Here is a 13,127-nt window from a genome sequence, read left to right as displayed (position 1 = left end):
TCGAGAGTGCACGTCAGCATGGCGACGAGCCCCGGCAGGGCCAACCGGCGCAACGAGGACTTCGTCGGCGCGGTGCCGGGTGCTGTCGTCCTGTTGGACGGCGCGGGCATCCCGGGAGCGGAGTCGCTCTGCCGCCACGGGGTTGCCTGGTACACCCATCGCCTCGGCGGCGCGCTGCTCGGCCGGTTGTCGCCCGACGACGGCCGGGACCTCGCGACCGTCCTCGCCACCGCCATCGACGAGATCGCCGCCGCGCACCGGCACAGCTGCGACATCGCGGATCCCAGCAGCCCGCAGGCGACAGTCGTGCTGGCCCGCGTCCATCGGGGTCGGCTCGACTACCTGCTCCTCGCGGATTCCTATCTCGTCCTCGACCAGGCCCACGGCGGCCCGCAGGTGATCACCGACGAGCGTGAGGTGATCGCCCGGCGCGACTGTTCCGTCCCGCTGAGCGGTGTAGCTCGGGACACGCCCGAGTACGACCGCATTCGCGCCTCCTGTGCCAGCGCGCTGCGTGCCCGCCGGAACCGGCCGGGCGGCTACTGGATCGCCAAGGACGACCCGCACGCGGCCCGGGAGGCGGTGACCGGCAGTCGGTCCCTTGCCGACCTGTTCGGCATCGCGCTGCTCAGCAACGGCGCCAGCCGGATCGTCGATCCGTACGGGCGGACCGACTGGCCCGGCGTGCTGGCCCTGCTCGCCGCCCACGGCCCGGCCGGCGTCATCCGGGCCGTCCGGGAGGCCGAAGCCGAAGCCGACCCCGACGGCCAGGTCCCGGACGACGCCACGGTGGCGTACTGGACGCACCTGCCGCGCTGAGGGCTCGCCCCGAGACCCGTTTACCGAGATGCGGCCCGGGGAGCGCTCGTTCGACTCAGCGTGCACTCGGGTTTGGTCAGGCTGAGGTACGAGCCGGCGGCGACCAGCAGTCCCAGACCCCACAGCGTGTACGCCGGCAGCACGACGGCCAGGAACCACGCCGGCCCGTCCACGTTGTCGCCGGTGGCCCAGGCGGTCATGCCGGCGATACCGAAATAGGTGGTGAGGCCCGCGCCGACGAAGAGTCCGGGGCCGGCCACCAGCCAACGTGGGACCTTTCGGCCGGCGAGCGGCAGGACCCAGCCGGGCCAGATCCGGCCCCAGCGGTGTACCAACGCCAGCGGCAACAGTGTGCCCGCGAGGAGCATCAGGACGACGAAAGTGATCATGAAGGTCCAGGGGATCTCCGGTGCCTTGCTCGACAGGAAGCCGTGCACCCGCTCGGCGGTGAAGCGCGCCAGGCAGGCGGCGACCGTCAGGTATCCGGCGAACCACGCCCAGGATGGCGTCGGAGCGTCCCGCCCCTCGGGCCGGCGGCCGTGAACCCGACCGCAGCGGTGGCAGGCCCCGCGTGCCCGCCGCTGCTCGGCGTTGGCGGTGACGATGGTCAGGGCGCCGCCCAGGGCGCCACTGCCCTGTGCCAGCAGCGTCACCCAGTCCATCGCGTCCAGATCCATCCCGAACAGGCCGCCGAGGATCATCAGGAGGGTCAGCGGGACCATGAACGAGTACAGGACCATCGACACACCGGACACCCAGCCGAGTACGGCCAGCGTCCAACGGACGCTCGTGCTCCGGTCGTGTTCGACGCCCGAGCTGATCAGCAGGATCGCCGCCGCCGACAGCACCGCGGGCACCACCGGAAGCCACCCGCCGGGGAAGAAGGATTCGCCCGGCTCGGCGAATCGGGGCGCGCCCCGGAGCGCCCACCAGGCGTGCACGACCGCGTACGCGGTGACCCACAGCGCGGCGGCCGGTGGTACCCACAGCTGCCCGCGAGATCCGGGCGAGCGGGGCCGGAGGTGGGCGACCACGGGGACCGTCATGGACCGATGATCTCTGGCGATGGGTCGTCTCTCCTCCCCTGCGCAGGGGATCCCCTGCCCCGGCCGGGGGAGTGGCCGTGGGGTGAGCACGACCACGGCCGGGCCGACTCCGGCCGGAGCGCGTGCCGACCGCGGTGCCCACCCCAGTACGCTCGGCGCACGGTCAGACGCGATGGAGGCGGGGTTGGTGGCGGTCCTACGGGTGACAACTCGCAATGCGCGGTTCCAACAGTGGGAGGCGCTGTTGGGCAACCGCACCAAGCGCCAGCGCAGCGGCGAGTTCCTCGTGCAGGGCGTCCGACCCATCACGCTCGCGACCCAGCTCGGGTGGCAGGTCCGCCAACTCCTGTACAACGCGGACGCACACCTGTCGAGCTGGGCGCACGAGACCCTCGACGCGGCCCGCGCGACGAAGGTGGCCGTTGCCGGCGAGCTGATGCTCGAGCTGGGTGGCAAGGCGGACGTCGCCCCGGAACTGCTCGCCGTCGTGGCGTTGCCCGATGACGACCTCGGTCGCATCCCGACCGGTCCCGACCTGCTCGCGGTCGTGTTCGACAGGCCCACCAGCCCCGGAAACATCGGGACGCTGGTCCGCTCGGCGGACGCCTTCGGCGCCCGGGGCGTCATCGTCACCGGCCATGCCGCCGACGTCTACGACCCCAAGTCGGTTCGGGCCAGCACGGGCTCACTCTTCTCGGTCCCCGCGGTGCGGGTGCCCTCCCACCGGACGGTGCTCGACTGGGTCGAGGCCATCCGCGCGGACGGCGTCGACGTGCAGGTGGTGGGGACCGACGAGAGCGGTGCGGTGGAGGCGGCGGAGTACGACTTCACCCGGCCGACGCTGCTGGTGGTCGGCAACGAGACGTCCGGGCTGAGTTCGGCGTGGCGCGACGCCTGCGACCACCTGATCCGGATACCCATGGTGGGCATGGCCAGCTCCCTGAACGCCGCCACCGCCGGATCCGTCGTCCTGTACGAATCGGCACGGCAGAGGGCGCGCGGGTAGCGGGTCAGGGGATGAGCCGGTCGAGCAGCTCGAACCGCTCGTACGGCTGGTCGTAGTCGCCGAAGTGCCCGTCGTCGCGCACGATCTGGGTGCCCCCGAGCCGCTCGAACATGGCGCGCCCCTGGCGGTCGTCGCAGCCGTACGGGTCCTTGCGTGAGTTGATGAAGTAGATGTCGCGCACGTGGGACCGGATCGCGGCCCAGTCGTAGCTCTGCTGCAGGACCGGTTCCTCGCTGGTGTTGGGTCGGGTGCAGTAACCGGCGACCAGGATCGCCTGCGCCACGGTCACGTCGACGTGTTCGAGGAGCGCCAGAAGGAGCGCCGCGCCACCGGAGTGGCCCACCAGGATCGTGTCCTCGTCGAAGTGGTGCCCGTCGAGCACCGTCGGCAGGAACGTGGCGATCGGTTCGACGTTGATGCCCGGGTGGTGCGGGACCTCGACGGTGTAGCCCCGGGCCTCCAACCGTCGCGCCAGCCAGCGGTACCAGACGACGTCCGGGTTGCCACCGGTCCCGTGGAAGATGATCGCCCTGCGCCCCACCCTGCCCCCTTCGGATCGACGTGCAGATCAAACCACGTGATCCTCGGAGGCGGGGCAGGCGACGCCCACGGCATTCGGCAGGGCGGCCGGGCGCTCAGTCCACGGGTGCCGGCAGCGGCGCGGCCCGGTCACCGTCACCGCCGGCGCGCGCCCCGACGGGAGCGACGATCGGGGCGGCGACGATCCGGCTGGGCAGCACCGGCGCGTCCCGGCCCGTGCCGCGCCGGTCGCCACCGGAGGACTGCTCGTGGTAGTCCTGCTCGACGTTGACCGTCCAGACGTCGTGCGTACTGCCGGTTGCGATGTTCTCGACCGTGAGCATCGCGGTCAGCATCGAGTGGTCCTGGTTGTTGTAACGGTGCATGCCGTTGCGCCCCACCGGGTGCACGTTCGGCACCGCCTCGGCCAGCCACGCCCGGATCACGTCCACGTTGTGCTGGTAGCGCTCGTCGTACACCGGGTAGGCCTTCGGCATCCGCACGACGTAGCCGGCCTCCACCACGCCGGGCCGCGCCAACCCCAGCCGCTCGAGCTCCGCGGTGGCCAGGGCCACGAGGTCGGCATCCGGGGTACGCCACATCTCGTCGTCCTCGAACACGAAGTACTCCAGGCCGAGGCAGGTACGGCCGTCCTTGACGAGGTACGGCGACCAGGAGCCGAAGTTCTGGATCCGGCCCACCCGTACCCCCGGATCGTGCACGTAGATCCAGTTGTCCGGGAACGAGAACTCCGCGGGCACCACCAGCGCCACCGTCAGGAAGTCGCGGTAGCGCAGGTCGGCGGCGCAGGCCAGCACCTCCGGCGGCGCCGCCGGACGCAGGACGGACACCAGCTCCGAGATCGGCATCGACGAGATCACGTGGTCCGCTGGCTCGGTACGCTGCCCGTCGGCGCCGTTGACCGTCACGCTGATCGCCCGCCGTCGCCCCGGGTCGCGGTGCACGGCGGTGACCCAGGTGCCCGTCGACACCTGCCCACCCCGGTGGCACACCTGCTCGGCGCAGCGCTCCCACATCATCCCCGGCCCGTACTTCGGGTACTGGAACTCCTCGATCAGGCTTGTCACGTCCGTGCGTCGCCGCCGGGGCAGCAGCGCGTTGCGGATCGCCGTGGCCAGGGACAAATTCTTGATCCGCTGTGCGGCCCAGTCCGCCTGCAACCGGTCCGCCGGCATTCCCCAGACCTTCTCCGTGTACGTCTTGAAGAAGATCGAATACAGCCGCCAGCCGAACCGGGCCGACACCCAGCCCTCGAAGTGCGACTGGTCGCGTGGCGGCCGGAGCCGGGCGTGGGCGTACGAGCCGAGGCAGCGGACCGCCTCCGCCAGCCCCAGGTTGCGCAGCGCGTTGACGGCGCTGAGCGGGTAGTTGAACAGCGCGCCCCGGTAGAAGATCCGGCTCATCCGGGGCCGGGTCAGGAAGTCCTCGTCCGGCAGGATCTCGTGCCAGAACGCCTCCACCCGGGGCACCTTCGTGAAGAACCGGTGCCCGCCGATGTCGAACCGCCACCCGTCGCGTTCCACGGTCCGGCTGATCCCGCCGACCACCTCGTCGGCCTCGAAGACCCGGACCGTCCGGCCGTGCCGGAGCAGTTCGTACGCCGCCGTGAGCCCCGCGGGCCCCGCGCCGATGACCACCGTGCCGTGCTGCTCGCCCATGCTGCCGCACTCCCCGCTCTGCTGATCGTCGGTGGCGCCGCGCCTACCCGTTCTGCGCCGAATGTCACTCCCGGTCAACGATCGATTCCACTCCGGAGTGGCGTCTGGCGGCGTACAACGGGTTGGACCACACTCCTGAGCGGCGGGTGGGCCGGCGAACCGGGGGGCGGGGCGGATGCACCGGTGGCGGAGCGGCGCGGCGACGCTGGCCGTCCGACTGGGCGCTGCCGGGCGCGCCGGCCTGGTGGCCGCTGCCGGCCGTGCCGGCCTGGTGGCCGCTGCCGGCCGTGCCGGAGCGCGCGCGGTCCGTCGGGTGCCGGCGCCCTGGCCGTACGTGATCGGCCTGTTCCTCGGCGCGAAACTGCTGCTGACCCTGCTCGGGTTGCTGGTCCTGCACGCCTGGGACGACGTGCCCGGGGCGCCGCCGCCCGACGAGGCGCTGATGTGGGCCCAGCAGCGCGAGATCTCCGGGCACCGGTGGATCTCCCTCTGGTTCGCCTGGGACGGGCTGCTCTACCTGCGGCTGAGCGAGCTGCCCCTGACCGGGCCGTGGCGGGACTTCGGCTTCCCGCTGCTCTACCCGTTCCTGGCCCGGCCGGTCGGCGCGCTGCTCGGCGGCGACAATGCGCTGGCCCTGCTGGTGATCAGCAACGTCGCGTTCCTGCTGGCGCTCTGGTACGGCTACCGGCTCGCCGAGGTGCTGCTCGGCGACGTACCCGCGGCCCGCCGCTTCACCAGGTACCTCGTGCTGCTGCCGACCGCGTTCCTGTTCCAGGCCGCGTTGACCGAGTCGCTCTTCGTCTGTCTCGCGTTGGCCGCTTTCTACCACGCCGAGCGACGCCAGTGGCTGCTGGTCGGTGTGCTCGGCTACTTCCTGGCGATGAGCCGCTCCGTCGGCCTGCTCGTCGCGCTGCCGCTGGCCCTGGTCCTGCTGCGTCAGCACGACTGGCGGCTCGGCCCCCGCGCCCTGCTCGGCTGTCTGCGAATCGGCTGGCCGTTGCTGCTGCTGCCCGCCGGCTGGTTCACCTTCATGGCGTTCTGCCGGTGGCGCGGCGGCGACTGGTTCGCCTACCAGCACGCGCAACGGACCGGATGGGGCATCGAGACGCAGAACCCGGTGCCGGTGCTGCTGAACGGGCTGACCGGGGAGCCCCGCGACGCCGCGCGGGTCCTCTTCGCCGTGGCCGTGTTGGCCGTGCTGGTCGCCGGGTTCCGCCGCCGGGAGGTGGCCTACCTGGTGTACGGCGTCCTCATGGTGCTGGTGCCGCTGTCGATCGGCCCGGCGGTGTACCGGAGCCTGCTGCGCTACCTGCTCGCCGCGTTCCCGGTGGCCCTGGTGCTGGCCCGCTGGGCCCGCCACGGCGGCGTCGACCTCTGGCTGACCGCGACGCTCGCCGTGGTGCAGGGCGTGCTGTTCGTGCTCTGGCTCACCTACTGGACCCACATGATCATCTGATTGGGCCGGCCGCCGACGGGGCAGAATGACGCGGTGACCGAGCCGCGGGTCCGCCTCGACAACCTCGGGGCCTGGCTGATCAAGGGCAACGCCGACCAGGTCGACCTGACCGCCCGGTTCGCCCAGGGTCCCCGGGTGACCAGCTGGTGCGTACGCCCCGGCTACCGGGCGCGGATGATGAGCGCCGGACAGGCGATCGTCTTCTGGGCCAGCGGCAGTCGTGGTCGACTGCCCTACGGGCTGTGGGGGATCGGTCGGGTCACCGGGCCGGCCGAGCCGGGGCCACCGGGGCAGCCCTGGTCGGTGCCACTGGACCTGCCCATCCTCGCCGAAGGGGACCGGGTGCCCCGGCAACGACTACGCGCCGATGGGCGGCTCGCCGCCCTGGAGGTGTTCCGCCAACCGCAGGCCGCCAACCCGTCGTACCTGACCGTGGCGCAGTTCGCGGCGCTGCGTACCCATCTGCCGACCTGAGCGCGTGCCCGGCGCGGGCACATGCGTGGGGCCTGTGCGAGGCTGTTTTCCCGCATCTGACTGGAGGCCCGGTGTTCGCCCTGCCGCTGACCGAGGAGGTCGAGCTGCGCCCGCTGGACCCGTGGCGGGCCGAGGAGTTCCTCGCCCACCTGGATCGGGCGCGGGAGCACATCCAGCCCTGGGTGGCGCCGTCGTTCGTCGCCACCGACCTGCCGTCGGCCCGCGCGGTGTTGCAGCGGTACGCCGACCGGTGGGCCAGCGACACCGGCGGCATCTGGGGGCTGTGGTGGCGCGGCACGCTCGTCGGCGGCGTCATGTTCGTGTCGTTCGACGCGACCCGGGGCGTCTGCGAGGCGGGTTGCTGGGTGGAACCGGCCGCGCAGGGAAGGGGAATGGTCGCCCCGGCGATCCGCCGGATCGTCGACTGGGCCGTCCGCGAGCGCGGCATCCACCGGGTCGAGTGGCGTACCGCCGCCGACAACATCCGCAGCAGGGCACTCGCGGCGCGGCTCGGTTTGCGCCTCGACGGCACCCTCCGCCAGGTCAGCCCAGGCCCGCACGGCCGCATCGACCTTGAGGTCTGGTCGGTCCTGGCCGACGAGTGGCTGGCCGGACCGGACGCACCGCCGACCATTGTCCACTGACGACCGCGGGTTTTGTCGTACCCCGGCGGCACCATTCATCCATGGCCGTCCCCGCGCTCACCCCCCACCCCGACCCGCCGCGTTCCGTGCCGCTGCGTGAGGCGCGCACCCGGTTCAGTCAGCTTGTCGCGCTCGCCGAGCTGACCGACGCGGTCACCGTCGTTACCCGCGACGGCGATCCCCGCCCGGTCGCCGCGATCGTCCCCGCCGCAGCCGCGCGCAGCGGCGCCCAGGCCCGCGCCGACGCCGACCGGCTCGCCACGGTCACCGCAGGCTGGGCACGCCGTCTCGAGGAGCAGCACCGACGCAGCACCCAGCGGCACGCCGCCGAGCTGGCCGCGATCCGCGCCGCGCTGGCGCAGGCGTGGGCCGAGTTGGATCGCCGGGTCGTCCCGGGCGGCGACCCCACGCTGGCCCGGCTGCGCGCGGCGCACAACGACCTGCTCGCCGGCTGACCGCGTCCGCGCGGCCAGCTGTCGGCGGGATCCTCCACAGCTGGCGAGCCACGGCGAGCGCGCGGCGCCGTATCCTTCGTCCGTGGGGCTGCGGTTCACGACACGCGGATCGGACTCGCCGTGGGTGGACACCGTCTGGACCTGCACGAGCGACCAGGTCACCGCGATGACGTCGGTCGCGGGGGTGCGGTGGGGCCTGGTGTTCTGGACACAGGCCGGCCGGGCGCACACGGGCATCACCGGTCCCGAGACCCGGACCGGCACGGCGCCGGTGCCGGAGGGCGCGACCTTCACGGGCATCGAGTTCGCCGTGGGCACCTCGTTGCGGGCCGTGCCCACCTCGGCGCTGACCGACGGTGGCATCGCGCTTCCCGACACCACGCGTCGGACGTTCTGGCTGGACGGAGGGCACTGGCAGACGCCCTCTCCCGACGACGCCGAGGCTCTGGTCGACCGTCTCGTCCGGGCCGGGGTCGTGGTCCGTGACGCGCTCGTCGCCGACGTGCTGCGGGGTCACCGCCCGCCCGTGTCGGGGCGCACGCTCGAACGCCGGTTCCGCGCCTCGACCGGATTGACGCGGAGCGCCGTCCGGCAGATCGAGCGTGCCCGCACGGCGGCAGAGTTACTGGCTGCCGGCGACCCGGCCGCCGACGTCGTCGGCAAGCTCGACTACTTCGACGAGCCGCACCTGGCCCGAGCGTTGCGCTCCTACGTCGGCCGCACCGCCCGGCAGTTGCGCGAGGGGTCCGGCGGCGCGATCGCCCTCGACCTGGATCACCGCCGGACGTCGTAGACCAGCTTGACGATCCCGTTCGGGTAACTCTCCGACTCCCGCAACGTCAGCATGTGCTTGTCCCGGTCGGCCCGGCCGAACAGGCTCTTGCCGGCACCGAGCAACACGGGGAAGACGAGCAGGTTGTACTGGTCGATCAAGCCCGCGTCGGACAGCCGCCGAGCCAGCTCCGCGCTCCCGTGGATGAAGATCGCGCCGCCCTCGCTCTCCTTGAGCGCGGCGATGTCCCCGGTCGAGCGCAGGATCGTGGTCGGCCCCCACCCGTCGACGACGGCGTCGTCGGACAGCGAGGTCGACACGACGTACTTGGGCAGCTCCTTGTAGCCGGCGTGGTCCTCCGAGCCGGGCCAGACCGGCGCGAACGCCTCGTAGCTGCGCCGGCCGAACATCAACGCCGTCGTGTCGGCGAGTTCCTCGCCCTTCAACGACCAGGCTTCCGGGACGAACTCGAGGTCCTTGAACACCCACCCACCGCTGCGGTGCTCCTCGGTTGGGCCGCCGCCGGGCGAGTCCACGACGCCGTCGAGCGACATGAAGCCGGTGTAGACCAGATTGCGCATCGTGCTGTCTCCTCGTGCTCGGGCGAGCTGCCGGGTCCACGCTAGATCGCGACGGCGGTGGTTGTCTTGGACGAAAACGACAGCGGACCCACCACCGCCGCGGCCGGCTCGTCGTCCGTGTCTGTGGCGACCCGACGTTCAGCCGGTGGCCGGGTAGGCGTGCGTCTCGGCTGCCTTGACGGCCACCCAGACCCGCTGACCGGGAATCAGTCGCAGTTGGGCGGCCGCGGCAGGCGTGACGTCCGCGGCCACCCCGATCGGCCCGTCCAGCTGCACCCGTAGGTTGTCGCCGTGCCGCTGCACGCCGGTCACCGTCCCCGCCCAGGTGTTGCGCGGGCTGCCCTCCGGCTGGGACGGGTGCAGGGCCACCGCCGCGGGGCGGAACGCCACGAAGGCCTCGCCGTCCAACCGGTCGGCGACGGTGAGGGTCAGGGCCGGCGCGACGCGTACCCCGTGTCCTTCGGCCCTGCCCCGGTAGAGGTTGAGCCCGACCAGCCGGGCCACGTAGTCGGTGCGCGGCCGGGCGGTGACGCTCGGTCCGTCACCCTCCTGGACCACCCGACCACCCTCGACGATGACCAGCCGGTCGGCCAGCGCGAGGGCGTCCAGCGGGTCGTGGGTGACCAGCACCGTGGCGCCCGGGTGCGCGGACAGGTGCCGGTGCAGCTCCGCGCGGGTGTCCAGCCGGGTACGCGCGTCCAGCGCGGCGAGCGGCTCGTCCAGCAGCAGCAGCGACGGCGCGACGGCCAGCGCGCGAGCCAGCGCCACCCGCTGCGCCTGGCCACCGGAGAGTTGTCGGGGACGGCGGTGCGCCTGCGCGTCGAGCCCCACCCGAGCGAGCCAGTCCCGGGCGGTGGCACGCGCGCCCCGCCGGTCCACGCCGTGCCGGCGTGGCCCGAACGCCACATTGTCCAGGGCACTGAGGTGCGGAAACAGCAGGTAGTCCTGGAAGACCACGCCGATCGGCCGGCGCTCGGTGGGTACCCATCCGCGCGTCTCCGGGCGGTCCAGGTCGACGCCGTCGAGCGTGACGTGCCCGGCGGTGAGGGGATGCAGCCCGGCCAGCGCGCGCAGCGCGGTGGTCTTGCCGGCGCCGTTCGGCCCGAGCAGCGCGACCACCTCACCGGGCGCCACGCGCAGCGGGACGTCCAGCCGGAAGGCGCCCCGCTCGACGACGAGCCGGGCGTCGAGCAGCGCAGGCTTCATGCGCTGGTCATCCAGCGGTCCCGCAACGCCACCAGAATGCCCACCGACACGACGAGCAGCACCAGGCTGAGCACGATCGCGGACTCCAGGTCGGTCTCCAACGCCAGGTAGACCGCGAGCGGCATGGTCTGTGTCCGACCGGGATAGTTGCCAGCGAAGGTGATGGTGGCACCGAACTCGCCCAACGCCCGCGCCCAACAGAGCACCGCCCCGGCGGCCAGCCCCGGTGCCACCAGCGGCAACGTGACGTGGGTGAAGGTGGTCCACCGGCCCGCACCCAGGGTGGCGGCGGCCTCCTCGTAACGGTGGTCGGCGGCGCGCAGCGCCCCCTCCACCGCGATGACCAGGAACGGCATGGCGACGAACGACTCGGCCACCACGACGCCCGCGGTGGTGAAGGGCAGGGTGATGCCGAACGTGGCGTCCAGCCAACCGCCGAGCAGCCCCCGCCGGCCGAAGACCAGCAACAGCGCCACCCCGCCGACGACCGGCGGCAACACCAGTGGCACGGTGACCAGCGCGCGGACCAGTCGCCGGCCGGGAAACTCGACCCGGGCCAGCACCCACGCGAGCGGCACCCCGAGCAGCAGGCAGAGCGCGGTGGCCAGGGTCGCGGTCTGCACCGACAGCCGCAGCGCGGTCAGCGCCCCCGGCGTGGTGAGCCGTTGTGGCAGGGTCGCCCAGGGCGCCCGGATCACCAGACCGACGAGCGGGAGGACGAGGAAGAGCAGCCCCAACCCGGCGGGGATCAGCAGCGCGATCGGCACCCGCCCCCGCCGTCGGGGCGCGGCGTGCTCGAGGACCCGACTCATGGCGCCTGAAAACCGGCCTCGGCGAGGACCGCCTGCGCCGGCGCCGAGCGGACGTACGCGACGAAGGCCTTCGCGCCGGCCGGATTCGGGGCGTCCCTCAGCGCGACGATCGGGTAGTCGTTGACCGCCCGCGCCGACTCGGGAAACTCCACCCCGGTCACGTCGGCGCTCGCCGCTCGTGCGTCCGTGCGGTAGACCAGGGCCGCGTCGACCTCACCGAGCCTCACCTTGGCGAGCGCGCCCTTGACGTCCTGCTCCAGGGTCACCGGGGTCAGCGCGACGCCGGCCGTGTCCAGGGCGGTGCGGGCGGCCGCCCCGCAGGGCACCTGGCTGGCGCAGAGCGCCACCTTCACGTCGGACCTGCTCAGGTCGGCCAACCCGGTCACGCCTGCCGGGTTGCCGCGGGGCACCGCGATCACCAACTGGTTGCGGGCGAAAGTTGTCGGCGTGCCGTCGGCGTTGCCCGCCGCGGTGACCGTGGCCATGTTCGCCGGGGCGGCGGAGGCGAACACGTCCGCCGGCGCACCCTGGTTGATCTGGTTGGCCAGCGCGGAGCTGCCGGCCACGTTGAGAGTCACGGTGCTGCCGGGGTTGGCGGCCTCGAAGTCCTTACCGATGCGGCGGAACGACTCGGTCAACGAGGCGGCCGCGAAAACCGTCACCCGGCCGGTGACCCGGCCGTCGACGGCACCACCGGAGGCTTGGTCGCCGCTCGCGCCGCAGCCGGCGACGGCCACCGCCACGAGTACGACCACCACCGCGCGCAGCGCCCGCGCGCTCATCCCGCCGACCTTCCCCTGCTCGGGGCGGGTGCGGCCCGCTCCACCACCACCGTGGTCGACTTGATCACCGCGACGGCCATCGACCCGACCCGCAGGTCCAGCTCGTCGACCGCCTCCCGGCTCATCAGCGACACGACGCGGAACGGGCCGGCCTGGATGTCGACCTGAGCCATCACCGTGTCCTTGCGAACGTCGACGACGATGCCGCGCAGCCGGTTACGGGCCGAGGAGAACTCGGCGCCCGCGTCCGGGTCGCCGGCCTGGGCCCGGGCGAACACGGCCAGGTCGACCCCGTCGATCACCCGGTGGCCGTGCTCGTCGCGCCCGGCCGTCAGCCGCCCGGCGTCCACCCAGCGCCGGATGGTGTCGGCGCTGACGCCGAGCAGGTCGGCGGCCTCCCCGATCCGGTACGTCGTCACCCGCTCACCCTAGCGCCCGCAGATGCGAGCCCATAAGACCCCCACGCCATCATCTGCGCAGGAAAGGGGCGTCAACGTCAGCAGTTGCGGCAGCGAGCCCGAGACGCACCGCCTCCGCCCGTCTCGCCCCTCGCCCGTCTCGCCCCTCGCACGTCTCGGTCCCTCGGCGCCCTCGCCGCAAGATCGTGCTCGATTCAGGAAGTAGTGGCATCGGTGTGTTGGTGAGGCCACTACTTCCAGGATCGAGCGTGACCAACGGATGTGAGCCGCCCGAAGTCGCTCCCGGGGCCTGGCTGAGCACGGTGCTGGTCATCAGGACCCGCGCAACTACCCGGATGTTGCTGCCTCGCGCGCCTCTGAGGCAGCAACATCCGGGATGTTGTGACGATCTTGGCGCGGGGCGCGGGGCGCGGGGCGCGGGGCGCGGGGCGCGGGGCGCGGGGCGCGGGGCGCGGGG

15 protein-coding genes are annotated in these 13,127 nt (G+C 72.7%); 7 read left to right on the top strand and 8 right to left on the bottom strand.

Annotated elements, in window-relative coordinates:
• The first annotated feature begins 6 nt into the window (after nt 1–6).
• Entirely contained in the window at nt 7–819 is an 813-nt protein-coding gene (locus AB0A90_RS26155) for a hypothetical protein (protein ID WP_357253111.1), read from the top strand.
• 20 nt (nt 820–839) lie between these two features.
• Here the strand turns inward: AB0A90_RS26155 and AB0A90_RS26150 are convergent, their stop codons facing one another.
• Nucleotides 840–1,865 carry a hypothetical protein gene (locus AB0A90_RS26150; protein ID WP_357253108.1) on the bottom strand — a complete coding sequence of 342 codons (1,026 nt, stop codon included), beginning with the start codon at nt 1,863–1,865 and terminating at the stop codon, nt 840–842.
• 184 nt (nt 1,866–2,049) lie between these two features.
• Between AB0A90_RS26150 and AB0A90_RS26145 the strand changes: the two genes are divergently transcribed.
• Nucleotides 2,050–2,871, top strand: a complete 822-nt coding sequence (locus tag AB0A90_RS26145; RefSeq protein WP_357253437.1) for an RNA methyltransferase — start codon at nt 2,050–2,052, stop codon at nt 2,869–2,871.
• A 4-nt stretch (nt 2,872–2,875) separates the two neighbouring features.
• Here AB0A90_RS26145 and AB0A90_RS26140 read toward each other — a convergent pair whose 3' ends face one another.
• Both AB0A90_RS26140 and AB0A90_RS26135 read right to left on the bottom strand, forming a co-directional pair.
• Entirely contained in the window at nt 2,876–3,412 is a 537-nt protein-coding gene (locus AB0A90_RS26140) for an alpha/beta hydrolase (RefSeq protein WP_357253105.1), read from the bottom strand.
• Nucleotides 3,413–3,506: 94 nt separating this feature from the next.
• Nucleotides 3,507–5,069 carry an NAD(P)/FAD-dependent oxidoreductase gene (locus AB0A90_RS26135; RefSeq protein ID WP_357253102.1) on the bottom strand — a complete coding sequence of 521 codons (1,563 nt, stop codon included), beginning with the start codon at nt 5,067–5,069 and terminating at the stop codon, nt 3,507–3,509.
• Between the two features lie 175 nt (nt 5,070–5,244).
• Between AB0A90_RS26135 and AB0A90_RS26130 the strand changes: the two genes are divergently transcribed.
• The 5 genes from AB0A90_RS26130 (at nt 5,245) to AB0A90_RS26110 (ending at nt 8,891) form a co-directional block, all read left to right on the top strand.
• Nucleotides 5,245–6,525, top strand: coding sequence for a hypothetical protein (locus AB0A90_RS26130; protein WP_357253100.1), 1,281 nt, complete (start codon nt 5,245–5,247; stop codon nt 6,523–6,525).
• 33 nt (nt 6,526–6,558) lie between these two features.
• Nucleotides 6,559–6,999 (top strand): hypothetical protein, encoded by a 441-nt coding sequence (locus AB0A90_RS26125; protein ID WP_357253097.1) that lies wholly within the window; start codon nt 6,559–6,561, stop codon nt 6,997–6,999.
• A 71-nt stretch (nt 7,000–7,070) separates the two neighbouring features.
• Nucleotides 7,071–7,643: a GNAT family protein gene (locus AB0A90_RS26120; protein WP_357253094.1), complete on the top strand. Its 573-nt coding sequence runs from the start codon at nt 7,071–7,073 to the stop codon at nt 7,641–7,643.
• Between the two features lie 41 nt (nt 7,644–7,684).
• Nucleotides 7,685–8,098 carry a type II toxin-antitoxin system Phd/YefM family antitoxin gene (locus tag AB0A90_RS26115; protein WP_357253091.1) on the top strand — a complete coding sequence of 138 codons (414 nt, stop codon included), beginning with the start codon at nt 7,685–7,687 and terminating at the stop codon, nt 8,096–8,098.
• An 82-nt stretch (nt 8,099–8,180) separates the two neighbouring features.
• Nucleotides 8,181–8,891, top strand: a complete 711-nt coding sequence (locus AB0A90_RS26110) for a helix-turn-helix domain-containing protein (protein ID WP_357253088.1) — start codon at nt 8,181–8,183, stop codon at nt 8,889–8,891.
• Here the strand turns inward: AB0A90_RS26110 and AB0A90_RS26105 are convergent.
• The 5 genes from AB0A90_RS26105 to AB0A90_RS26085 form a co-directional block, all read right to left on the bottom strand.
• A complete protein-coding gene (locus tag AB0A90_RS26105; RefSeq protein WP_357253085.1) occupies nt 8,873–9,451 on the bottom strand; it encodes a dihydrofolate reductase family protein in 579 nt (192 codons plus the stop codon). The genes AB0A90_RS26110 and AB0A90_RS26105 overlap by 19 nt on opposite strands.
• A gap of 138 nt (nt 9,452–9,589) precedes the next feature.
• Nucleotides 9,590–10,657, bottom strand: coding sequence for an ABC transporter ATP-binding protein (locus AB0A90_RS26100; protein ID WP_357253083.1), 1,068 nt, complete (start codon nt 10,655–10,657; stop codon nt 9,590–9,592).
• Nucleotides 10,654–11,469, bottom strand: a complete 816-nt coding sequence (locus AB0A90_RS26095) for an ABC transporter permease (RefSeq protein ID WP_357253080.1) — start codon at nt 11,467–11,469, stop codon at nt 10,654–10,656. Before AB0A90_RS26095 ends, AB0A90_RS26100 begins: the two co-directional genes overlap by 4 nt.
• Nucleotides 11,466–12,251, bottom strand: coding sequence for a molybdate ABC transporter substrate-binding protein (gene modA, locus AB0A90_RS26090; protein ID WP_357253077.1), 786 nt, complete (start codon nt 12,249–12,251; stop codon nt 11,466–11,468). The genes AB0A90_RS26095 and modA overlap by 4 nt, the downstream gene beginning before the upstream one ends.
• Nucleotides 12,248–12,670 carry a TOBE domain-containing protein gene (locus AB0A90_RS26085; RefSeq protein ID WP_357253073.1) on the bottom strand — a complete coding sequence of 141 codons (423 nt, stop codon included), beginning with the start codon at nt 12,668–12,670 and terminating at the stop codon, nt 12,248–12,250. Before AB0A90_RS26085 ends, modA begins: the two co-directional genes overlap by 4 nt.
• Between the last annotated feature and the right edge of the window lie 457 nt (nt 12,671–13,127).

This window comes from Micromonospora sp. NPDC049204 (genome assembly GCF_040647935.1).
Taxonomy (GTDB): Bacteria; Actinomycetota; Actinomycetes; order Mycobacteriales; family Micromonosporaceae; genus Micromonospora.
Note: the sequence above shows the minus strand (reverse complement) of the source record. Positions and strands in the feature narration are given on the sequence as shown.